This window comes from Streptomyces misionensis, assembly GCF_900104815.1.
GTDB classification, from domain to species: domain Bacteria; phylum Actinomycetota; class Actinomycetes; order Streptomycetales; family Streptomycetaceae; genus Streptomyces; species Streptomyces misionensis.
Genome location: NZ_FNTD01000004.1, coordinates 4,348,412 through 4,368,804, shown reverse-complemented (window position 1 = coordinate 4,368,804; position 20,393 = coordinate 4,348,412). Strand labels below are relative to the sequence as shown.

The 20,393-nt window shown below is 71.5% G+C and carries 21 protein-coding genes and 1 tRNA gene; 13 read left to right on the top strand and 9 right to left on the bottom strand.

Going from position 1 to position 20,393, the window contains the following annotated elements; genetic code table 11:
- Window positions 1-132: 132 nt before the first annotated feature.
- The 4 genes from nhaA (at window position 133) to BLW85_RS40225 (ending at window position 3,424) form a co-directional block, all read left to right on the top strand.
- Window positions 133-1,575, top strand: coding sequence for a Na+/H+ antiporter NhaA (gene nhaA, locus BLW85_RS21520; protein WP_074992888.1), 1,443 nt, complete (start codon window positions 133-135; stop codon window positions 1,573-1,575).
- Between the two features lie 109 nt (window positions 1,576-1,684).
- A complete protein-coding gene (locus tag BLW85_RS21515; protein WP_070022040.1) occupies window positions 1,685-2,173 on the top strand; it encodes a phage holin family protein in 489 nt (162 codons plus the stop codon).
- Window positions 2,170-3,105 (top strand): alpha/beta fold hydrolase, encoded by a 936-nt coding sequence (locus BLW85_RS21510; RefSeq protein ID WP_074992887.1) that lies wholly within the window; start codon window positions 2,170-2,172, stop codon window positions 3,103-3,105. The genes BLW85_RS21515 and BLW85_RS21510 overlap by 4 nt, the downstream gene beginning before the upstream one ends.
- A gap of 139 nt (window positions 3,106-3,244) precedes the next feature.
- Window positions 3,245-3,424 carry a hypothetical protein gene (locus BLW85_RS40225; RefSeq protein ID WP_070022044.1) on the top strand — a complete coding sequence of 60 codons (180 nt, stop codon included), beginning with the start codon at window positions 3,245-3,247 and terminating at the stop codon, window positions 3,422-3,424.
- Window positions 3,425-3,433: 9 nt separating this feature from the next.
- Here BLW85_RS40225 and BLW85_RS21500 read toward each other — a convergent pair whose 3' ends face one another.
- From BLW85_RS21500 to nth, 3 genes are all read right to left on the bottom strand, one after another.
- Entirely contained in the window at window positions 3,434-4,633 is a 1,200-nt protein-coding gene (locus BLW85_RS21500; protein ID WP_070022046.1) for a MarP family serine protease, read from the bottom strand.
- A gap of 120 nt (window positions 4,634-4,753) precedes the next feature.
- A complete protein-coding gene (locus BLW85_RS21495; protein WP_070022048.1) occupies window positions 4,754-5,449 on the bottom strand; it encodes an NUDIX hydrolase in 696 nt (231 codons plus the stop codon).
- Window positions 5,450-5,504: 55 nt separating this feature from the next.
- Window positions 5,505-6,506: an endonuclease III gene (nth, locus tag BLW85_RS21490; RefSeq protein ID WP_425275342.1), complete on the bottom strand. Its 1,002-nt coding sequence runs from the start codon at window positions 6,504-6,506 to the stop codon at window positions 5,505-5,507.
- 275 nt (window positions 6,507-6,781) lie between these two features.
- Here nth and BLW85_RS21485 point away from each other — a divergent pair, with 275 nt between their 5' ends.
- Together BLW85_RS21485 and BLW85_RS21480 are read left to right on the top strand one after the other, a co-directional pair.
- Window positions 6,782-7,456 carry a Crp/Fnr family transcriptional regulator gene (locus BLW85_RS21485; RefSeq protein WP_014674022.1) on the top strand — a complete coding sequence of 225 codons (675 nt, stop codon included), beginning with the start codon at window positions 6,782-6,784 and terminating at the stop codon, window positions 7,454-7,456.
- A 179-nt stretch (window positions 7,457-7,635) separates the two neighbouring features.
- Complete coding sequence (locus tag BLW85_RS21480; protein WP_074992885.1) at window positions 7,636-8,472, top strand: nucleotidyltransferase domain-containing protein; 837 nt, start codon at window positions 7,636-7,638, stop codon at window positions 8,470-8,472.
- 19 nt (window positions 8,473-8,491) lie between these two features.
- Here BLW85_RS21480 and BLW85_RS21475 read toward each other — a convergent pair whose 3' ends face one another.
- The 4 genes from BLW85_RS21475 to sp36 all read right to left on the bottom strand — a co-directional run bounded on the left by BLW85_RS21475 (window position 8,492) and on the right by sp36 (window position 10,899).
- Window positions 8,492-9,322, bottom strand: a complete 831-nt coding sequence (locus BLW85_RS21475; RefSeq protein ID WP_070022052.1) for an MBL fold metallo-hydrolase — start codon at window positions 9,320-9,322, stop codon at window positions 8,492-8,494.
- Window positions 9,319-10,212, bottom strand: coding sequence for an NUDIX hydrolase (locus BLW85_RS21470; protein WP_074992884.1), 894 nt, complete (start codon window positions 10,210-10,212; stop codon window positions 9,319-9,321). Before BLW85_RS21470 ends, BLW85_RS21475 begins: the two co-directional genes overlap by 4 nt.
- Before the next feature lie 67 nt (window positions 10,213-10,279).
- Window positions 10,280-10,744, bottom strand: a complete 465-nt coding sequence (locus BLW85_RS21465; protein ID WP_070022056.1) for a RidA family protein — start codon at window positions 10,742-10,744, stop codon at window positions 10,280-10,282.
- The gene (sp36, locus tag BLW85_RS38485; protein WP_071828754.1) at window positions 10,741-10,899 is read right to left on the bottom strand and encodes a Sp36 family protein; all 159 of its coding nucleotides are present in this window, start codon (window positions 10,897-10,899) and stop codon (window positions 10,741-10,743) included. Before sp36 ends, BLW85_RS21465 begins: the two co-directional genes overlap by 4 nt.
- Window positions 10,900-11,001: 102 nt before the next feature.
- On the opposite strand from sp36, the gene bagA reads away from it, so the two are divergent.
- A complete protein-coding gene (bagA, locus tag BLW85_RS21460; RefSeq protein ID WP_070022057.1) occupies window positions 11,002-11,979 on the top strand; it encodes an ATPase BagA in 978 nt (325 codons plus the stop codon).
- Complete coding sequence (bagB, locus tag BLW85_RS21455; protein WP_074992883.1) at window positions 11,976-13,322, top strand: ATPase BagB; 1,347 nt, start codon at window positions 11,976-11,978, stop codon at window positions 13,320-13,322. Before bagA ends, bagB begins: the two co-directional genes overlap by 4 nt.
- Window positions 13,323-13,493: 171 nt before the next feature.
- Here bagB and BLW85_RS21450 read toward each other — a convergent pair whose 3' ends face one another.
- Entirely contained in the window at window positions 13,494-13,832 is a 339-nt protein-coding gene (locus BLW85_RS21450) for a WhiB family transcriptional regulator (RefSeq protein ID WP_070022059.1), read from the bottom strand.
- 494 nt (window positions 13,833-14,326) lie between these two features.
- On the opposite strand from BLW85_RS21450, the gene BLW85_RS21440 reads away from it, so the two are divergent.
- The gene (locus tag BLW85_RS21440) at window positions 14,327-16,615 is read left to right on the top strand and encodes a transglycosylase domain-containing protein (protein ID WP_208624881.1); all 2,289 of its coding nucleotides are present in this window, start codon (window positions 14,327-14,329) and stop codon (window positions 16,613-16,615) included.
- A 93-nt stretch (window positions 16,616-16,708) separates the two neighbouring features.
- Here the strand turns inward: BLW85_RS21440 and BLW85_RS21435 are convergent, their stop codons facing one another.
- Window positions 16,709-17,176 carry a GatB/YqeY domain-containing protein gene (locus BLW85_RS21435; RefSeq protein ID WP_070022063.1) on the bottom strand — a complete coding sequence of 156 codons (468 nt, stop codon included), beginning with the start codon at window positions 17,174-17,176 and terminating at the stop codon, window positions 16,709-16,711.
- 96 nt (window positions 17,177-17,272) lie between these two features.
- Between BLW85_RS21435 and BLW85_RS21430 the strand changes: the two genes are divergently transcribed.
- From BLW85_RS21430 to BLW85_RS40220, 4 genes are all read left to right on the top strand, one after another.
- Complete coding sequence (locus BLW85_RS21430) at window positions 17,273-18,199, top strand: metallophosphoesterase (RefSeq protein ID WP_070022065.1); 927 nt, start codon at window positions 17,273-17,275, stop codon at window positions 18,197-18,199.
- A gap of 219 nt (window positions 18,200-18,418) precedes the next feature.
- The gene (locus tag BLW85_RS21425) at window positions 18,419-19,168 is read left to right on the top strand and encodes a Pr6Pr family membrane protein (protein WP_074992881.1); all 750 of its coding nucleotides are present in this window, start codon (window positions 18,419-18,421) and stop codon (window positions 19,166-19,168) included.
- A 67-nt stretch (window positions 19,169-19,235) separates the two neighbouring features.
- Window positions 19,236-19,309: transfer RNA gene (locus tag BLW85_RS21420), tRNA-Pro, on the top strand.
- Between the two features lie 683 nt (window positions 19,310-19,992).
- Complete coding sequence (locus BLW85_RS40220) at window positions 19,993-20,343, top strand: hypothetical protein (protein WP_244174898.1); 351 nt, start codon at window positions 19,993-19,995, stop codon at window positions 20,341-20,343.
- Window positions 20,344-20,393 lie beyond the last annotated feature (50 nt).

The window sequence follows — 20,393 nt, the reverse complement described above, 5'->3', positions numbered from 1 at the left end:
AGCAGTACCGATCTTCAGACAATTTAGGTAAAGTAATAAAAGCGCCAGGAGCGCGACAAGATCCAAATGGGGTGCGCCGGGAAGTCTGGTCGGCATGAAAGCCGTCCTGCCCACTTCCCGGAGGTCTCCACCGTGTCCGCCCCCCGCACCCCGAACACCACCCGCAAGGCCCTGGGACGCCTGTCCCTGCCCGAGCGGACCTTCATCGCGGACGCGCTGCGCACGGAGACCGTCGGCGGCGTCATCCTGCTGCTCGCCGCCGTGGCCGCGCTGGTCTGGGCGAACATCCCCGCGCTGCGTCACAGCTACGAGGCGGTCAGCCACTTCAGCTTCGGCCCCGCCGCGCTCGGCCTGGACCTCTCCGTCGCCCACTGGGCCGCCGACGGCGTCCTCGCGATCTTCTTCTTCGTCGCCGGCATCGAGCTCAAACGCGAGCTGGTCGCCGGGGAACTGCGCGACCCGAAGGCGGCCGTGCTGCCCGTGGTGGCCGCGCTGTGCGGCATGGCCGTACCGGCGCTCGTCTACACCGTCACCAACCTCGTCGGGCACGGGTCCACCCAGGGCTGGGCGGTGCCCACCGCCACCGACATCGCCTTCGCGCTCGCCGTGCTCGCGGTGATCGGCACCTCGCTGCCCAGCGCCCTGCGCGCCTTCCTGCTCACCCTCGCGGTCGTCGACGATCTCTTCGCCATCCTGATCATCGCGATCTTCTTCACCGACCAGCTGAACTTCGCCGCGCTCGGCGGCGCGTTCGTGGGGCTGGGCGTCTTCTGGCTGCTGCTGCGCAGCGGCGTGCGCGGCTGGTACGTGTACCTGCCGCTCGCGGTGGTGAACTGGGCGCTGATGTACAACAGCGGCGTGCACGCCACCATCGCCGGCGTGGCGATGGGCCTGATGCTGCGCTGCACCACCCGCGAGGGCGAGGAGCACTCGCCCGGCGAGCGCGTCGAGCACCTGGTGCGCCCCCTGTCGGCCGGGCTCGCCGTTCCGCTGTTCGCGCTGTTCAGCGCGGGTGTGACGGTGTCCGGCCGGGCCCTCGGGGACCTGTTCACCCGGCCCGAGACGCTGGGCGTGGTCCTCGGCCTGGTCGTCGGCAAGGCGCTGGGCATATTCGGCGGCACCTGGCTGACCGTCCGCTTCACCCGCGCCTCCCTCAGCGACGAACTCGCCTGGGCGGACGTCTTCGCGGTGGCCTCGCTCGCCGGCATCGGCTTCACGGTCTCCCTGCTGATCGGCGAACTGGCCTACGACGGAAACGTGCTGCTGACCGACGAGACCAAGGCGGCCGTCCTCACCGGATCGCTGATCGCCGCGGCCTGTGCCACGGTGCTGCTGAAGATACGCAACGCCAAGTACCGCCGGCTGTGCGAGGACGAGGACCGCGACGAGGACCTGGACGGCGTGCCGGACGTCTACGAGCAGGACGACCCCGCGTACCACCTGCGCATGGCCGCGATCCTGGAGCGCAGGGCCGCCGAACACCGGCGGATCGCCGCCGAGCGCGGGGCCGCGGCGGGCGACGGGCGTGCGGAAGTGGCGGGCGGGGCAGGCGAGGAGGGCGGCCGTCCGGCATGATCTGACGAGACGGTACAAATCAAGACGGTCACCATGAGCGGGGCGGCGGCGCCATGACGGCTCGCCCCCGCGGCTCAGGGAGACGAGAAGACTCGTAAGGGAGAACGCGATGAGCGCACCCGACGGCAGCCCGGTCGGCGCCGAACGCAGCATCGGCCAGCTGTTCGCCTCCGCGACGACCGAATTGTCGGCGCTGGTGCACGACGAGATCGCGCTGGCCAAGGCGCAGCTCAAGCAGGACGTGAAGCGCGGCGCGACCAGCGGCGGCGCGTTCTCGCTGGCGGGCGCGGTCCTGGTGTTCTCCCTGCCGATGCTCAACTTCGCGCTGGCCTACGGCATCCGCACCTGGACCCACTGGAACCTGGCGATCTGCTTCGTGCTGTCCTTCGCGGCCAATGTGCTGGTCGCCGGCCTCCTCGCGCTGATCGGCGTGGTCTTCGCGAAGAAGGCCAAGAAGGGCCGGGGTCCGCAGAAGGTCGCCGCGTCGATGAAGGAGTCGGCGAACGTCCTGGGGAAGGCCAAGCCGCACCCGCGTCCGGAGCTTCCAGAGGATCGCACCCCCGCGGCCATCGAGGCTGTGGCACGCTCGTCCTCATGACGGACCCCGCGAATCCCTCGGTCGTACGGATCGACCTGCCGCACGGACGCAAGGTGATCCACCGGGACGTCGCCGCGAACGGCGCCCGCTTCCACATCGCGGAGCTCGGCGACGGACCCCTGGTGCTGCTGCTCCACGGCTTCCCGCAGTTCTGGTGGGCCTGGCGGCACCAGCTGGCCGCCCTGGCGGACGCCGGCTACCGGGCGGTGGCCATGGACCTGCGGGGCGTCGGCGGCAGCGACCGCACACCGCGCGGCTACGACCCGGCCAACCTCGCCCTGGACGTCACCGGCGTCATCCGCTCGCTCGGCGAGCCGGACGCCGCGCTGGTCGGCCATGACCTCGGCGGCTATCTGGCGTGGACGGCGGCGGCCATGCGGCCCAAGCTGGTCCGGCGGCTCGCGGTGGCGTCGATGCCGCACCCGAGGCGCTGGCGCGCGGCGATGCTGCGGGACGCCCGGCAGACGGCCGCCAACTCCTACATCTGGGGCTTCCAGCGGCCCTGGATCCCCGAGCGCCAACTCACCGCGGACGACGGGGAGATGGTGGGCCGTCTGATCCGCGACTGGTCCGGCCCCCGGGCACCGGAGGACGACGCGGTGCTCGCGTACCGGCGCGCCATGTGCATCCCGTCCACCGCGCACTGCTCGGTCGAGCCGTACCGCTGGCTGGTGCGCTCCCTGGCCCGCCCGGACGGCGTGCAGTTCTACCGCAGGATGAAGCGACCGGTGCGGGTGCCCACGCTGCACCTGCACGGTTCACTCGATCCGGTGACCCGCACGCGCAGCGCGGCCGGTTCCGGGGAGTACGTCGAAGCGCCGTACCGCTGGCGGCTGTTCGACGGCCTCGGGCATTTCCCGCACGAGGAGGACCCGGTGGCGTTCTCCACCGAGCTGATCAACTGGCTGAAGGACCCCGAGCCCGACCGGTGACGACGAGGTGACGGGACCGATGCGTGGAGTATCCGGTTCCGCGCCGGTTGTCCCCCGTCCGGCCACATGCCTGCCGCATAGGCCAATTGGCCGTCGTCCAAGCGGTTATGGACCATGGGTCGGGGGCACACGCAGGGGTATGGGCTGGACGCACGACTACAGTGACGCACCCCGCAACCGCCGCTCGGCCGCGGGTCTGAGCACGCCTCAGCGAGGCACCCCCCAACTGGCGGAGGCGGACCTCCGCGTGGGGATCCCGCACATCCTGCGCCGCCGGGCCCGCTGGGTCTCGGTGCGGCTGCGTCACCCGCGCGGCTGAGCCGCCCGCTCACAGCGCGCAGCGGTCCGTACCCACCTGTTCGTTCGCCGTACGGCCGAGGGTGATGTCCGGCCGGATCTCGTCCGCCGTCAGGGCGTACCCGGTGTCGGTGTCGTCCAGCGACTTGGCGAACACCACCCCGTACACCTTGCCGTCGGGGGTGAGCAGCGGGCCGCCGGAGTTGCCCTGGCGCACGGTCGTGTACAGGGAGTAGACGTCACGGCGGACGGTGCCGCGGTGGTAGATGTCCGGGCCGTTGGCCGAGATCCGCCCGCGCACGCGCGCCGCGCGCACGTCGTACGCGCCGTTCTCCGGGAATCCGGCCACGATCGCGCCGTCGCCGCCGGTCGCCTCGTCGCCGGTGAACTTCAGCGCGTTCGTCCTGAGGTCCGGCACGTCGAGCACGGCGATGTCGCGCTTCCAGTCGTACAGGACGACCTTCGCCTCGTAGCGCCGGCCCACGCCGCCGATCTGCACGGTCGGCTCGTCGACGCCGCCGACGACGTGCGCGTTGGTCATCACGCGGCGGTCGGCGAAGACGAAGCCGGAGCCCTCCAGGACCTTGCCGCAGCTCTGGGCGGTGCCGGTGACCTTGACGATGGAGCGCTGGGCCCGGGTGGCGACCGGGCTGCCGGCGAGGGCCGGGTCGGGCGGCTGGACGTCCTTGATCGGCTCGTCGGAGAACGGGCTGAAGACCTGCGGGAAGCCGTTCTGGGCGAGGACCGAGGAGAAGTCCGCGAACCAGGTGTCGGCCTGCGCGGGCAGCGCCCGGGAGACCCCGAGCAGCACCTTGGAGCCGCGCACCTGCTTGCCGAGGGTCGGCAGGGTGGTGCCGGCCAGCGCGGAGCCGATCAGCCAGGCCACCAGCAGCATCGCCGCCACGTTGACCAGCGCGCCGCCGGTGGCGTCCAGGGCGCGGGCCGGGGACCAGGTGATGTGCCGCCGCAGCTTGTTGCCGAGGTGGGTGGTCAGGGCCTGGCCGACGGAGGCGCAGACGATGACGACGACCACGGCGACGACGGCCGCGGTGGTGCTCACGTCGGCGTTGCCGGTCGCCGCGTCCCAGACGAGGGGCAGCGCGTACACCGCGGCGAGGCCGCCGCCCAGGAAGCCGATGACCGACAGGATGCCCACGACGAAGCCCTGGCGGTAGCCGACGACCGCGAACCACACGGCCGCGACCAGCAACAGGATGTCCAGCACGTTCACCGCTTCAGGCCTCGCCTACTCCGTTCCGCTTCCCGCGGCTCGGACGAGGCGTCCGGCCCGCCCCCGCGGGGCAGAGGGACCCAGCGTCCCCGGGAAAGAGACAGCACGGGGATCACCCTGTCATGCGCGCCAGTCGAGCGGGACCCGCTTCTCCCGGTCCCAGGGGCGCTCCCAGCCCGCGTAGTGCAGCAAGCGGTCGATCACCCCGGCCGTGAAACCCCACACCAGGGCCGATTCGACCAGGAATGCCGGGCCCTGGTGGCCCCTGGGGTGGACGGCGGTGGCGCGGTTGGCGGGGTCCGTGAGATCCGCCACGGGAACGGTGAAGACCCGTGCCGTCTCGTTGGGGTCGACGACCCCGACCGGGCTGGGCTCGCGCCACCAGCCGAGCACCGGGGTGACGACGAAGCCGCTGACCGGGATGTACAGCCGGGGCAGCACGCCGAAGAGCTGCACCCCGGCCGGGTCGAGCCCGGTCTCCTCCTCGGCCTCGCGCAGCGCGGCCCGCAGCGGGCCCTCGCCGCGCGGGTCGCCGTCCTCCGGGTCGAGGGAGCCGCCCGGGAAGGAGGGCTGGCCCGCGTGCGAGCGCAGGGAGCCGGCGCGCTCCATGAGCAGCAGCTCGGGGCCGCGCTCGCCGTCCCCGAACAGGATCAGCACGGCCGACTGCCGGCCCGAGCCGTTCTCCGGCGGCAGGAAGCGGCTGAGCTGGCGCGGCTGGATGGTCCCCGCCGCGCGCACCACCGGGTCCAGCCAGGCGGGCAGCCCCCGGCTGTCGAGCGTCACCGCACCGTCCCGCGCCTCACTGGCCCGCGTCATCGCCCACCCCCTCGCTCTGCCTTCTTCCAACGCCGAGGGCGCCGCGATCGTTCCGTCACGCGGCCCCCAGCGGCGGCGCCGGCCTGCCACCCGCGTCGAGGTAGGCCTGCGGGGGCTTGAGCCGCTGGCCGGGCAGGCCGCCCTTCTCGTACTTCAGCAGCTTCTTCGCCTTCTCCGGGTCGGTCTCGCCCTCGCCGTAGGCCGGGCAGAGCGGGGCGATCGGACAGGCGCCGCAGGCGGGCTTGCGGGCGTGGCAGATGCGGCGGCCGTGCCAGATGACGTGGTGGGACAGATCGGTCCACTCGCTCTTGGGGAACAGCGCGCCGACGGCGGCCTCGATCTTGTCCGGGTCGGTCTCCTCGGTCCACTTCCAGCGCCGCACCAGCCGCTGGAAGTGGGTGTCCACGGTGATCCCCGGCCGCCCGAAGGCGTTGCCGAGCACGACGAACGCGGTCTTGCGGCCGACGCCGGGCAGCTTGACGAGGTCCTCCAGCCGTCCCGGCACCTCGCCGCCGAAGTCCTCCACCAGCGCCTTGGACAGCCCTATGACCGACCTGGTCTTGGCCCGGAAGAACCCGCAGGGGCGCAGGATCTCCTCGACCTGCTCCGGGTCGGCGGCGGCCAGGTCCTCGGGCGCGGGGTAGCGGGCGAAGAGCGCGGGGGTCGTCTGGTTGACGCGCAGGTCGGTGGTCTGGGCCGACAGCACGGTGGCGACCAGCAGCTGGAAGGGGTTCTCGAAGTCCAGCTCGGGGTGGGCGTAGGGGTACACCTCGGCCAGCTCGCGGTTGATCCGGCGGGCCCGGCGGACCAGGGCGGTGCGGGACTCCCCGGCGGGCGGTTCGACGGCGACCTTCTTGGCGGGCGCGGTCTTCCTCACGGCCACCGGCGCGCCGGTGGCGACGGCCTTCCCGGCCGGGGTGATCTTCCTGGCGGAGGCGGCTTTCCCGGCAGAACCCGTCTTCCCGGCAGATCCTGTCCTCCTGGCCGAAGCCGACTTTCCTGTCACCTCAGCCTTTTTTCTACTTTTCTTACTGCCCTCGGGACCCTGTTCGCCCACAGCGGAATCGCGACGTACAACCACCCGCTAAGCCCCCTTGGCCTGTGCTCTCACCGGCGTTTTGGACACCCGGCCAGCCTAGAGCCCGTCACCGGCATCCGCCTCGGACCCCGGAGATCGGCCCCCGATTGGACCCCTGACGCTTACCCCGGCACACCGGTGCGGCATCCTTGTGACAGATCACACTGTTTGGACCGTCCGGCAAAATGAGAACACGGTCCCCTGGCACACAGGGGATGCAAGATCCCCTGAGCAGGTCGAATAGGAGAGAACTCGTGGACGACGTTCTGCGGCGCAACCCGCTCTTCGCGGCGCTCGACGACGAGCAGGCCGCGGAGCTTCGCGCCTCGATGAGCGAGGTGACCCTCGCTCGCGGCGACTCCCTGTTCCACGAGGGCGACCCGGGCGACCGCCTGTACGTCGTCACCGAGGGCAAGGTGAAACTGCACCGCACCTCCCCCGACGGCCGCGAGAACATGCTCGCCGTCGTCGGCCCCGGCGAGCTGATCGGCGAACTGTCGCTGTTCGACCCGGGCCCGCGCACGGCGACCGCGACCGCGCTGACCGAGGTCAAGCTCCTCGGCCTCGGCCACGGTGACCTCCAGCCCTGGCTGAACGCCCGTCCCGAGGTGGCCGGCGCCCTGCTGCGCGCCGTCGCCCGCCGGCTGCGCAAGACCAACGACGCCATGTCCGACCTGGTCTTCTCCGACGTCCCCGGCCGCGTCGCGCGCGCCCTGCTGGACCTGTCGCGCCGCTTCGGCGTGCAGTCCGAGGAGGGCATCCACGTCGTCCACGACCTCACCCAGGAGGAGCTGGCCCAGCTGGTCGGCGCGTCCCGCGAGACCGTGAACAAGGCCCTGGCCGACTTCGCCCAGCGCGGGTGGCTGCGCCTGGAGGCCCGCGCGGTCATCCTGCTGGACGTGGAGCGGCTGGCGAAGCGCTCGCGCTGACGCCGGATCCGGGCCGGCACGACGCGCAGGGCGGGCCCTCCCCGGCCCGTGCCCCGCGTCGCGCCGAACGGCTCCGAGAGGGCCCGCGCCGGGCCCCGGGCGCGGGACGGCCGTGCGCCGTCGGCCCGCCCTTCGAAAACCGGCTGCCCGCGCCACGGGGCGTGCGGCACAGTGACCCCATGCCCCAGCCACCCCGCCCGCACGGCCTTGACGCCCACGGCTTCATCGCCCGGGAAGGCTCCCTGGCCCGCGTACCCGTCGCCTTCCGTCCCGTCGTGGCCGCCGTCCGGGAGCGGCTGCCGGAGGTCTTCGGGGCGCGGCTGGACGGCGCGTACCTCTACGGCTCGATCCCCCGCGGCACCGCCCGCACCGGCCGCAGCGACCTGGACCTGTTCGTCGTCCTGCGCGAGGAACCGGCGGACGCCGACCACGCGGCCGCACACGCCCTGGGCACGGCACTGGACCGGGAGTTCCCGCAGATCGACGGGGTCGGCACCCTGCTGTACGGCCGGCCGCGGCTGCTGAGCGAGCAGGAGCGGTACGACCTGGGCTGGTTCGTGGCCTGCCTGTGCACCCCGCTGCTCGGCGCCGACCTGGCCGGGCACCTGCCCCGCTACCGTCCCGACTCGCTGCTCGCCCGCGAGACCAACGGCGACCTCGGGCGCCTGCTGCCCCGCTGGCGGCGGCGGATCGCGGACGCCGGGGACGGGGAGGCGGCCCTGCGCCCCCTGGTGCGCTTCATGTCCCGGCATCTCGTGCGGACCGGCTTCACCCTCGTCATGCCCCGCTGGAACGGCTGGACGAGCGATCTGGACGAGATGGCCGAGGTCTGCGGGGCGTACCACCCGCAGCGCGCCGCGCAACTGCGCACGGCGGCCCGGTACGGCCACGAGCCCGTCGGCGACCCGGGGGTGCTGCGGAGCTACGTGGACGACCTGGGCCCCTGGCTCGCCGCCGAGTACGCGCGCGTGCACGGCGTGAAGGCCCCGCGTCCGGAGGACGAGCCCGCCGGCTAGCCCGGCCCGCGGCCGCCGGTCAGATCAGCCCGTGCTCGCTCAGGTACTCCAGCTGGGCCCGCACCGACAGCTCCGCCGCGGGCCACAGGGAGCGGTCCACGTCGGCGTAGACGTGGGCGACGACCTCGGCCGCGGTGCGGTGTCCGTTCTCGACCGCCGTCTCCACCTGGGCGAGCCGGTGGGCGCGGTGGGCCAGGTAGAACTCCACGGCGCCCTGTGCGTCCTCCAGGACCGGTCCGTGGCCCGGCAGCACGGTGTGCACGCCGTCGTCCACCGTGAGCGAGCGCAGCCGGCGCAGGGAGTCCAGGTAGTCGCCCAGCCGGCCGTCGGGGTGGGCGACCATCGTGGTCCCCCGCCCGAGGATGGTGTCGCCGGTCAGCACCGCCCGGTCGGCCGGGAGGTGGAAGGACAGCGAGTCGGAGGTGTGCCCGGGGGTCGGCACGACCCTCAGCTCCAGGCCACCGGTGGTGATCACGTCGCCCGCCGCCAGGCCCTCGTCGCCGAGGCGGAGCGCCGGGTCGAGGGCCCGCACCCGGGTCCGGGTCAGCTCCGCGAAGCGGGCCGCGCCCTCGGCGTGGTCCTCGTGGCCGTGGGTGAGCAGGGTCAGGGCTATGCGTCTGCCCGCCTTCTCCGCCGTGTCCACGACCGCCCTCAGGTGCCCCTCGTCCAGCGGGCCCGGGTCGATCACCACGGCCAGGTCGGAGCCGGGCTCGGCGACGATCCAGGTGTTGGTGCCGTCCAGGGTCATCGCGGAGGCGTTGGGCGCGAGGACGTTGACGGCCCGCTCGGTCGCGGGGCCGGAGCGGACCGCTCCCCTGGGCTGGCCCGGCAGCGCGCCGGCGTGGGTCATGCGCGGCCTCCCCCGGTCGCGTCGGCGGCCTTCGCCGCGGTCGGAACGTGCTTGGTGAACTCCTCGTGCCCCGGCCAGGACAGCACGATCTCGCCGTCCACCAGCCGGGCGGTCGCCTGGACCGGTGTCAGATCGCGCGCGTCGGCGGCCGCGAGCGCCTCCGCCGCGGTGCCGTACGGCAGCAGCTCGCGCAGGGCGGCGATGGTGGGCGGCATCATCAGCAGCTCGCCCCGGTCGTACCCGGCGGCGGCCTCGGCCGGGCGGGTCCACACCGTGCGGTCGGCCTCCGTGGAGGCGTTGCGGGTGCGCTGCCCCTTCGGCAGGACGGCCACGAAGAACCAGGTGTCGTAGCGGCGCGCCTCGAACTCCGGGGTGATCCAGCGGGCCCAGGCGCCCAGCAGGTCCGAGCGCAGCACCAGGCCGCGCCGGTGCAGGAACTCGGCGAAGGACAGCTCGCGCGCGACCAGGGCGGCGCGGTCGGCCTCCCAGTCGGCGCCGGTGGTGTCGCCGACGACCGTGTCCGGGCCGGGCCCGGCGAGCAGCACGCCCGCCTCCTCGTACGTCTCCCGTACGGCCGCGCAGACGACGGCCTGGGCGCCCGCCTCGTCCACCCCGAGCCGCTTGGCCCACCACGCGCGCGTGGGGCCGGACCAGCGGATCCGGGTGTCGTCGTCGCGCGGGTCGACGCCGCCTCCGGGGTACGCGTACGCGCCTCCGGCGAAGACCATGGAGGCGCGTCTGCGCAGCATGTGGACGACCGGTCCGGCCTCGGTGTCCTTGAGCAGGAGCACCGTCGCCGCGCGCTTGGGGGACACCGGGGTGAGGGCGCCGTCCGCGAGCGCGCGGATGCGGTCCGGCCACTCCGGGGGGTACCACTGACCGTTCGCCATGGCCGGAGGCTATCCCGTGTAGGGCGAATGTTCGAGAGGTACCGGGGCCGGAGGGCCGCCGGTGGGACTACTGGGCCAGCTCCACCTGGATCTCGACCTCGACCGGCGCGTCCAGCGGCAGCACCGCGACGCCGACCGCGCTGCGGGCGTGCACGCCCTTGTCGCCGAGCACCTCGGCGAGCAGCTCGCTGGCGCCGTTGACGACACCCGGCTGGCCGGTGAAGTCGGCCTGGGAGGCGACGAAGCCGACGACCTTCACCACGCGCGCGATCCGGTCCAGGTCACCGGCCACGGACTTCACGGCGGCCAGCGCGTTCAGCGCGCAGATACGGGCCAGGTCCTTGGCCTCCTCGGCCGTGACCTCGGCGCCCACCTTGCCGGTGACGGGCAGCTTGCCGTCGACCATCGGCAGCTGGCCGGCGGTGTAGACGTAGGCGCCGGACTGCACGGCCGGCTGGTACGCGGCCAGCGGCGGCACGACCTCCGGCAGGCTCAGGCCCAGTGCGGCCAGCTTCTCCTCGACCGCGCTCATGCCTGCTTCTCCCGCTTCAGGTAGGCGACGAGCTGCTCGGCGTTCGGCCCGGGCACGACCTGGACGAGCTCCCAGCCGTCCTCGCCCCAGGTGTCAAGAATCTGCTTCGTGGCATGGACGAGCAGCGGCACGGTTGCGTATTCCCACTTGGTCATGGGGCCGACTGTAGCCGCTGTGACCGATCACTCCCCCGCCGTCTCCCCCGTTATCCACAGCCTCCCGCGTGACTGTCGGCCGGACTGGTTAGTCTCGAAGACGTGAGCAGGCTCCAGGTCGTCAGCGGCAAGGGCGGGACCGGAAAGACGACGGTCGCCGCCGCACTCGCGCTGGCCCTCGCGACCGAGGGGAAGCGGACGCTTCTCGTGGAGGTCGAGGGCCGGCAGGGCATCGCCCAGCTCTTCGAAACGGAGGCGTTGCCGTACGAGGAGCGCAAGATCGCGGTCGCGCCCGGGGGCGGGGAGGTGTTCGCCCTGGCCATAGACGCCGAACTGGCCCTCCTGGACTACCTCCAGATGTTCTACAAACTGGGCGGTGCCGGCCGGGCCCTGAAGAAGCTCGGCGCCATCGACTTCGCCACCACCATCGCGCCGGGCATCCGGGACGTCCTGCTCACCGGCAAGGCGTGCGAGGCGGTGCGGCGCAAGGACCGCGCCGGCCGGTTCGTCTACGACTACGTGGTCATGGACGCCCCGCCGACCGGCCGCGTCACCCGCTTCCTCAACGTCAACGACGAGGTGGCGGGCCTGGCGAAGATCGGCCCGATACACAATCAGGCGCAGGCCGTGATGCGCGTCCTGAAGTCGCCCGAGACCGCGGTCCACCTGGTGACGCTGCTGGAGGAGATGCCCGTCCAGGAGACCGCCGACGGCATCGCCGAACTGCGCGCGGCGCGGCTGCCGGTGGGCCGGGTCATCGTGAACATGGTGCGCCCCGAAGTGTTGGACGCCGCGGACCTGGAACTCGTACGGACGGTGGAGCGTTCCTCCGTCGCCCGTTCCCTGTCGGCCGCGGGACTCGGCGGCGCCCGGCGCGGCGGGAACGCGGAGAAACTGGTGGACCCGCTGCTGGACCAGGCCGCGGAGTACGCCGAGCGGTACGCGCTGGAGCAGGAGCAGCGCGCCGTCCTCGGCGAGCTGGGCCTGCCCCTGCACGAACTGCCGCTGCTCGCCGAGGGAATGGACCTGGCGGGCCTGTACGAACTCGCCGCCGACTTGCGGAAGCAGGGGGTGTCATGACGGCCGAGGAACACGACGAGGCCGAGGACCGGGAGGTGGCGGCCCGCAGGCTCGCCTCCTCCCGGGTGCTCGACATCGACTCGTTGCTGGACGACCCCAAGACCCGCATCGTGGTGTGCTGCGGCTCCGGCGGGGTCGGCAAGACCACGACCGCGGCCGCCCTCGGCCTGCGCGCGGCCGAGCGGGGCCGCAAGGTGGTGGTGCTCACCATCGACCCGGCACGGAGACTGGCCCAGTCGATGGGCATCGACTCCCTCGACAACGTGCCGCGCCGGGTGAAGGGCACCGACGGCGCGGGCGAGCTGCACGCGATGATGCTCGATATGAAGCGCACCTTCGACGAGGTCGTGGAGGCGCACGCGGACCCGGAGCGGGCGGCCGCGATCCTGGCGAACCCCTTCTACCAGTCGCTCTCGGCGGGCTTCGCGGGCACGCAGGAGTACATGGCGATGGAGAAGCTGGGCCAGCTGCGCGCGAGGGACGAGTGGGACCTGATCGTGGTCGACACCCCGCCGTCCCGCTCGGCCCTGGACTTCCTGGACGCCCCCAAGCGGCTGGGCTCCTTCCTGGACGGCCGGCTGATCCGCCTGCTCACAGCGCCCGCCAAGCTGGGCGGCCGCGCGGGCATGGCCTTCCTCAACGTCGGCATGTCGATGATGACCGGCACCCTGGGCAAGCTGCTGGGCGGTCAGCTCCTCAAGGACGTCCAGACGTTCGTGTCCGCGATGGACACCACCTTCGGCGGCTTCCGCACCCGCGCGGACGCCACGTACAAGCTGCTCCAGGCGCCCGGTACGGCCTTCCTGGTGGTGGCGGCGCCGGAGCGGGACGCGCTGCGCGAGGCCGCGTACTTCGTGGAGCGACTGGCCGCGGAGAGCATGCCGCTGGTGGGACTGGTGCTCAACCGGGTGCACGGCACCGGAGCCGGCGGGCTGTCCGCCGAGCGGGCGCTGGACGCCGCGGAAAATCTTGCGGACCCCGGCATTGTGGATCAGGGGGACGGGAAAGCTGGACTTCGTAACTCCCCCGACACGTACGGCAGTTCACAACCTCCCGCACCCGAGGACGCAGCCGGTGCCGACGCTTCCGACGAAGGCTCCCCCGCCGACCAGGAACGTTCCGTCGACCGGCTCGCCGCGGGCCTGTTGAGACTGCACGCCGAACGCATGCATCTGCTGGCGCGCGAGCAGCGCACACGCGACCGCTTCACCGCGCGCCACCCCGAGGTGGCCGTGGCCGACGTGCCCGCGCTCCCCGGCGACGTCCACGACCTCACGGGCCTGCGCGACATCGGCGACCGGCTCGCGGCGGGCGCGGCCATGGGACGAACGGAGCCGTCGTGACACCGCCGGACCGGCGAAACCGTCGGCACGCCGCGGAACCGGCGCGGCCGTCGTCACACCGCCGGCCCAATCGGGCGTCGCGGAACCACGCGGCCGCCCGGGGCTCCTCGCGGAACCCGGGCGCGCTGGACCTGTGCCCTCAGCCGAGCACGACCTCGGCCGAGCGTGCCCTCAGCTGACCGCCGCGTACTCGTCGTACACCTCGTCGCTGTCGAGGCGCATGATCCCGGTGCCCCGCTCGTACTCCGAGCGGGCGGTCTCCAGCAGCCTGCGCCACGAGGTCACGGTGGGCCGCCGGCGCAGCAGTGCGCGGCGCTCCCGCTCCGTCATGCCTCCCCACACGCCGAACTCGACGCGATTGTCCAGCGCATCGGCCAGGCATTCGGTGCGTACCGGGCATCCGGTGCACACCGCCTTGGCTCTGTTCTGCGCTGCTCCCTGAACGAACAGTTCATCCGGATCGGTAGTGCGGCAGGCGGCCTGCGCACTCCAGTCGGTAACCCAGCCCATACCGGCGCCGTCCTCTCCCGAATCGAGGCTCCCCCACGGCGGCAGCGGCATATTCACCGCCGCCAGTTGAGGACGTTACGGAAGGTGGGCACAGCGCAACACCCCCTTCGGGCCCAATCTTGAATGGCCCGAACGGACTATGGGTAAGCGGCAGATCACCCGCGGGAGTGAGCTGGCGACATGCGCGACCATCCCGGCAAACCAGGACGGCTCTGGTGTGTCACAGCGGACACCGGGTGACACACGAGGCGCATTCGGACACGCCTCGGCACACGACAGGGGTGGTGCGGAGCGATTCGGGGACGCCGGACGCGGGGGTACGGGGCCGTACTGCCGTGACAGTTGGGAGCAGCTTAGGCCAAGGGCTGCGCGCCTGTCCGGGAAATGGAAACGTAGGCAGGTCAGGCGGCCCGGCCGGGCCGGGACGGCACCGGAACATCCCGAAGGCAAGCCGCTCCCTCAAAACGTTCAGGAGTACGGATTAGGCTGCCCCCATGCCAAAGAAGCGCTCGGGCGGTGGTCTGTCGCCGATGCAGCAGGCCGCGAAGTTCCTCGGTGTCAGTGTCCTCGCGGGAGCCGTGATGGCGGGCATCGCGCTGCCCGGGGCCGGCGCACTGGGCCTCGCGGCCAAGGGCTCGGTGCAGAGCTTCGACGAGATCCCGGACAACCTGAAGAGCCCCCAGCTGAGCCAGCGCACCACCATCCTGGACAGCCGGGGCCAGCAGATCGCGAGCATCTACTCGCGCGACCGCACGGTGGTCGACCTCAAGGACATCTCGCCGTACATGCAGAAGGCGATCGTCGCGATCGAGGACTCGCGCTTCTACCAGCACGGCGCGATCGACCTCAAGGGCGTGCTGCGCGCCCTGAACAAGAACGCGCAGGAGGGCGGGGTCGCCCAGGGCGCCTCCACCCTCACCCAGCAGCTGGTGAAGAACTACTTCATCGAGGAGGCCGGCGACGACCCGACGAAGGTCGCCGAGGCCACCCAGCAGACCATGGGCCGCAAGGTCCGTGAACTGAAGTACGCGATCCAGATCGAGGAGAAGCTCGGCAAGAAGAAGATCCTGGAGAACTACCTGAACATCACCTTCTTCGGTGAGCAGGCCTACGGCGTGGAGGCCGCCTCCGAGCGGTACTTCTCCAAGCACGCCAAGGACCTGAACCTCCAGGAGTCCGCCCTGCTGGCCGGCATCGTGCAGTCGCCGAGCCGCTACGACCCGGTCAACGACGAGGCGGAGGCGACCAAGCGGCGCAACATCGTCCTCCAGCGCATGGCCGAGCTGGGCGACATCTCCCCCAAGGAGGCCGACCGGGCCAAGCGGCAGCCGCTCGGGCTGCACACCAGCCGGCCCAAGAACGGCTGCATCACCGCGGTGCAGGGTGCCGGCTTCTTCTGCGACTACGTGCGCGAGGTCTTCCTGACCGATCCGGTCTTCGGCAAGACCAAGGAGGCCCGCGCCAAGCTGTGGAACCAGGGCGGTCTGACGATCCGTACGACGCTCGACCCGCAGGCCCAGCAGTCCGTGCAGAACTCCATCAAGGACCACGTCTACAAGTCCGACCAGGTGGCGACGGCCGCGACCATCGTCGAGCCCGGCACCGGCAAGATCCTCGCCATGGGCCAGTCCCGGCCGTACGGCTTCGGCACCGACGAGACCCAGATCAACCTGTCGGTGAACCAGCACATGGGCGGCGGCGCGGGCTACCAGCCCGGTTCGACGTTCAAGCCGATCGTCGCGGCGGCCGCGCTGGAGGGCGGCAAGCCGGCGACGCAGGAGTACTCGTCGCCGTACGAGATGCCGTACCCGAGCCCGGTGGCCGCCTGCAACGGCAGGACCTGGAAGAACGATCCGCGCAAGCCGGCCAAGCTGACCAACGAGAACGAGACGGAGCACGGCCCGTACAGCATGAAGGAGGCGACCGCCAAGTCGGTCAACACCTACTACGTGCAGCTGATCAGCGACATCGGCATCTGCCCGGTGATCGACATGGCGAAGAAGATGGGCGTGGCCCGCTCCGACGGCCGCAAGATCGACCAGGCCCCCTCGATCGCGCTCGGCACCCAGGAGATGTCCCCGCTGACGATGGCGAGCGCGTACGCCACCTTCGCCTCGCGCGGCATGTACTGCACCCCGGTCGCCATCGAGTCGATCACCCAGACGACCGGCAGCCGGGTGAAGTCCCTGCCGGTGCCGAAGTCGACGTGCTCGCGCGCGATGTCCGAGAAGACCGCGGACACCGTCAGCACGCTGCTCAAGGGCGTGGTCGAGGACGGCACCGGCCAGCAAGCCGGTCTCGGCGACCGCCCGAGCGCGGGCAAGACCGGTACGACGGACGAGCGCTTCGCCGCCTGGTTCGTCGGCTACACCCCGAACATGGCGGGCGCGGTCTGGGTCGGCGACCCGCAGCACCGGCGCCGCATGATCAACATCACCATCGGCGGCGTCCCGCACGACAAGGTGTTCGGCGGTGAGGTCCCCGGCCCGATCTGGCGCGACATGATGAACGGCGCCCTGGAGGGCAAGCCCGTCCAGGACTTCAACCTGGTCGACATCCCGGACGACAACAACCCGGGCAACGGCCAGGACCGGGGCAACGGCGGGCAGCACGGCGGCACCACCGGCAACCCGGGACAGGTGATCGGCGGACTGCTCGGCGGGCTGCCGGGCGGCGGCACCGGCGGCCCCAACCCGAACCCGACGTTCACCCTCCCCGGCACCCTCATCCAGGGCCAGACGAACGGGGGCCGCAACGGACACGGGAACGGGGGCCGGCGGTAGGCACCCGGCGGACTCCGGTCCACCGACACGACGGCGGGGCCGCTCCCTCTTCCCGAGGGGGCGGCCCCGCCGTCGTACGTACCTGATCGGGGCTCAGCCCAGGAGGAGCTTCTTCACCGCGGCGGCGACGCGGCCGCCCTCGGCCTGACCGGCCACCTTCGGGTTCACGATCTTCATGACGGCGCCCATGGCCTTCGGCCCCTCGGCACCCGCCGCCTTCGCCTCCTGGACGGCCTCGGCGACGATCGCGTTCAGCTCCTCGTCGGACAGCTGCTTGGGCAGGTACTCGGCGAGCACCTCGCCCTCCGCCTTCTCCCGCTCGGCCGACTCGGCACGACCGCCCTGCGCGAAGGCCTCGGCCGCCTCGCGGCGCTTCTTCGCCTCCCGGGTGATCACCTTGAGGACCTCGTCGTCGGACAGCTCCCGCTTCTCCTTGCCCGCGACCTCCTCCTTGGTGATGGCGGCGAGCGTCAGCCGGAGCGTCGAGGAGCGGAGCTCGTTGCGCTCCTTGATCGCGGCGTTGAGGTCGTCCTGCAGCTTCGACTTGAGCATGGTGGTCATGTGGTCGATTGTCTCAGGTGCGGCGGGCCGGACGCCCGCCGATTTAAGGGGGCCGGGCGGTCTCATCACCCCCCTGCGGTCTGACACGATGGTCATATGCGCGCGCGATACGGAGTCCCCCTGGGAATCATGGCGGCAGGCGCCGCCGGTCTGGTGTACGCGGCGGGCTTCGAGGCCCGCTCCTTCCGCCTCCGACGGGTGACCGTCCCCGTCCTCCCGCCGGGCATGCACCCGCTGCGCGTGCTCCAGGTGTCCGACATCCACATGGTGAGCGGACAGCGCAAGAAGCAGCGCTGGCTGCGCTCGCTGGCGGGCCTGCGCCCGGACTTCGTGATCAACACCGGCGACAACCTGTCGGACCCCGAGGGCGTCCCGGAGGTGCTGGACGCGCTGGGCCCGCTGATGGAGTTCCCGGGGGCGTACGTCTTCGGCTCCAACGACTACTACGGCCCCAAGCTCCGCAACCCCGCCCGCTATCTGCTGGAGAAGGCGAACGGCCGCCACGGCCTGAACGGCAACAAGCCGGCCGTGGGTGCCATCCACAACCCGTGGGAGGACCTGCGGGACGGCTTCGACGAGGCGGGCTGGGTGAACCTGACCAACACCCGGGGCTCCCTGAAGATCGAGGGCGTGTCGATCGAGCTGACCGGCCTGGACGACCCCCACATCAAGCGCGACCGCTACGCACGGGTGGCCGGCGGCCCTTCGGACTCGTACGACTTCTCCCTCGGCGTGGTCCACGCCCCCTACCTGCGCGTCCTCGACGCCTTCACGGCGGACGACTATCCGCTGATCCTGGCCGGCCACACCCACGGCGGCCAGCTGTGCATCCCCTTCTACGGCGCCCTGGTCACCAACTGCGACCTGGACACGGACCGCGTGAAGGGCCTCTCCACCCACACCGCGGAGGGCCGCACCTCCTACCTCCACGTCTCCGCGGGCTGCGGCACCAACCGCTACACCCCGGTCCGCTTCGCGTGCCCGCCGGAGGCGACGCTGCTGACGCTGGTGGCGAAGGAGTAGGACGAATCGCGAGGGGGCCGGGGAGGCGCGGACCGCGCACCCCTCAGCGATTCACGTGGCCCGGGCAAGCGGCGGTGGCCGATGCGGCTGCCGCCCTCGCCGACGGCCGGTTACCGCAGCTCGGCCACGGCCCCTCGGCTACTGCCGCCCGGCTGCCGCCCTCACCCACTCGGAGCAGGCCACATGGCCCCTCCCCGCCCCCGCTCCTAGCGTGAGGGCATGACCGCCCCGATACCCAGGGAGATCCCGGACCTGCCCGCGGTCCGCGCGACCACACCCCCGCTGCTGCGCCCCCCGGTGCCGGCCACGGCGGTACTGGCCCCGTCCCACCGCCCGAGGGCTGCGGTGTTCCGGCTGCTGACCGCGCTGACCGCGGCGGCCGGCGTCACCCTGGCGATCCTCCGGAGCACTCCGCTCCACGCCCTGAGTTACTTCGCCGTACAGGCGAACGTCCTGCTGGCCGTGACGATGTTCGTCTCGGCCTCCCGGGCATGGCAGGCCCGCCGCCCCCTCTCCCCCTGGCTGTCCGGCGCGGCCCTCCTCTACACGCTGGTCTCGGCCCTGGCCTACCACCTGCTCCTGGCCCACACCACGCCCCCGTTCTCCATGACCGGCACGCCGACGCCCCCGGAACGCTGGCACCTCCAGTGGGCCGCCCTCCAGCTCCTGCACACGGTGGCCCCGGCGGCCGCGCTGCTGGACTGGCTGTGCCTGACCCCGGCGGCCCGCCTGCACCTGCGCCAGGCCACGAGCTGGCTCCTCTACCCCCTGGCCTACCTGGCCTTCTACCTGGCCCGCCCGCTGGCCCACCCCTCGGCCTACCTCTACCCCTTCCTGGACCCGACCGCCCACGGCTACCGCGCCACCCTGGCCAACGCCCTCCTCCTGGGCCTGGGGATCTACGCCCTGGCGGTCCTCCTCATCGCCCTGGACCACACCCGCCCGACCCCGGTCCGACGCCGCCTCTGAATCGGATTTCGTCTCTGGGCCCCCTGTGGGCTAAAGTAAACGACGTCGCCGCGACAAGCAGCGACACCGGGGTGTAGCGCAGCTTGGCAGCGCGCTTCGTTCGGGACGAAGAGGTCGTGGGTTCAAATCCCGCCACCCCGACAGCCGAAGTAGCAGATCAGGCAGGTACTGGGTTCAGTACCTGCCTGATCTGTTTTCTGAGGACATGCGGATCTGCGTGACTCCCAGCACGAAGAGCGATGCCACTCCTCAGGCAGCCTCCCCGAGCAGCACGCAGCACCCCTGTAGCGCACCCCAGCCGAACTGAGTCACAGCCTTCTCTACGGGTCCAAGCACCCGGCGCGTCGAAGCCCGTCCCGCACGGATAGGCCCCGCGCATGAGTCAAGCGCCCGATCTCTGCGTCCCACCGTCACAGACGACGGCTCCGCCTGAGGATCGGCCCGCACAGGGTGGGAGGAGAGCACCCTTCCCGGCCGAGGGGCACATCACGGCGAGCCTGGTGGGCTCCTCCCCCATTCCCCATCGATCGTCGCCCCAGACAGAGCGGGAGTGGACGCAGCCCGTGGCGTCGCTGTGCCCTGATGAGCTCAATCAGGGGCTTCCGGGATCGAACCTCAGAGGAAGCTCAGAGGAAGTTCATAGGATAGTAAAAGGATCTTCATTAGAACGGCAGAGTGTGATCAAGTGATTACGACACCATCAACCCAGCACCGCCTCTCCATGGTGGAGAGGTTGGCATGCGCATCACCACTAAGGGGAATCCGTGCGCCGTCGAGCTGCCAACGCCACTCTCGCCGCCCTTGCTATCGCAGCAGGATCCGTCATGATCAGCGCGCCGACCGCTTCGGCCATCACCTACTGTGACCGCTCTGGCTACACCGCCACGAACGAGCCCATGGAACGGTGCACCTCGCTGGACAACGGCATCCTGAGCGTCCACCAGGCTTCGAACGGCGTCGTCGGCACCGAGTACTACAAGAAGAGCGGATCTACCATCTCCGCCAAGCTTGGTTACTCGCGCTCGGGGACCAGCCACTACGCCAGCGCCGTCTCCATCGGTTCCGGCCAGACGAAGAGGGTGACGTGGTCACTGGGGGCCAGTGCCTACTGCTCGAACATCATCGGCTTGATGAGCGCTGGCAGCACGTACCAGACGCCTACCTCGCACTGCTGAACCAGCGTTCCATAGGCCCCGCCCGCGAGGGCGGGGCCATGCCCTCAGCC

What these genes read in the sequence shown, in the direction of transcription:
- BLW85_RS21515 (WP_070022040.1), top strand. Translation starts at nt 1,685, where the DNA reads ATGAGCGCACCCGACGGCAGCCCGGTCGGCGCCGAACGCAGCATCGGC.
- BLW85_RS21510 (WP_074992887.1), top strand. Translation starts at nt 2,170, where the DNA reads ATGACGGACCCCGCGAATCCCTCGGTCGTACGGATCGACCTGCCGCAC.
- BLW85_RS40225 (WP_070022044.1), top strand. Translation starts at nt 3,245, where the DNA reads ATGGGCTGGACGCACGACTACAGTGACGCACCCCGCAACCGCCGCTCG.
- BLW85_RS21495 (WP_070022048.1), bottom strand. Translation starts at nt 5,449, where the DNA reads ATGACGCGGGCCAGTGAGGCGCGGGACGGTGCGGTGACGCTCGACAGC.
- BLW85_RS21480 (WP_074992885.1), top strand. Translation starts at nt 7,636, where the DNA reads ATGCCCCAGCCACCCCGCCCGCACGGCCTTGACGCCCACGGCTTCATC.
- BLW85_RS21475 (WP_070022052.1), bottom strand. Translation starts at nt 9,322, where the DNA reads ATGACCCACGCCGGCGCGCTGCCGGGCCAGCCCAGGGGAGCGGTCCGC.
- BLW85_RS21470 (WP_074992884.1), bottom strand. Translation starts at nt 10,212, where the DNA reads ATGGCGAACGGTCAGTGGTACCCCCCGGAGTGGCCGGACCGCATCCGC.
- BLW85_RS21465 (WP_070022056.1), bottom strand. Translation starts at nt 10,744, where the DNA reads ATGAGCGCGGTCGAGGAGAAGCTGGCCGCACTGGGCCTGAGCCTGCCG.
- sp36 (WP_071828754.1), bottom strand. Translation starts at nt 10,899, where the DNA reads ATGACCAAGTGGGAATACGCAACCGTGCCGCTGCTCGTCCATGCCACG.
- bagB (WP_074992883.1), top strand. Translation starts at nt 11,976, where the DNA reads ATGACGGCCGAGGAACACGACGAGGCCGAGGACCGGGAGGTGGCGGCC.
- BLW85_RS21450 (WP_070022059.1), bottom strand. Translation starts at nt 13,832, where the DNA reads ATGGGCTGGGTTACCGACTGGAGTGCGCAGGCCGCCTGCCGCACTACC.
- BLW85_RS21440 (WP_208624881.1), top strand. Translation starts at nt 14,327, where the DNA reads ATGCCAAAGAAGCGCTCGGGCGGTGGTCTGTCGCCGATGCAGCAGGCC.
- BLW85_RS21435 (WP_070022063.1), bottom strand. Translation starts at nt 17,176, where the DNA reads ATGACCACCATGCTCAAGTCGAAGCTGCAGGACGACCTCAACGCCGCG.
- BLW85_RS21430 (WP_070022065.1), top strand. Translation starts at nt 17,273, where the DNA reads ATGCGCGCGCGATACGGAGTCCCCCTGGGAATCATGGCGGCAGGCGCC.
- BLW85_RS21425 (WP_074992881.1), top strand. Translation starts at nt 18,419, where the DNA reads ATGACCGCCCCGATACCCAGGGAGATCCCGGACCTGCCCGCGGTCCGC.
- BLW85_RS40220 (WP_244174898.1), top strand. Translation starts at nt 19,993, where the DNA reads ATGATCAGCGCGCCGACCGCTTCGGCCATCACCTACTGTGACCGCTCT.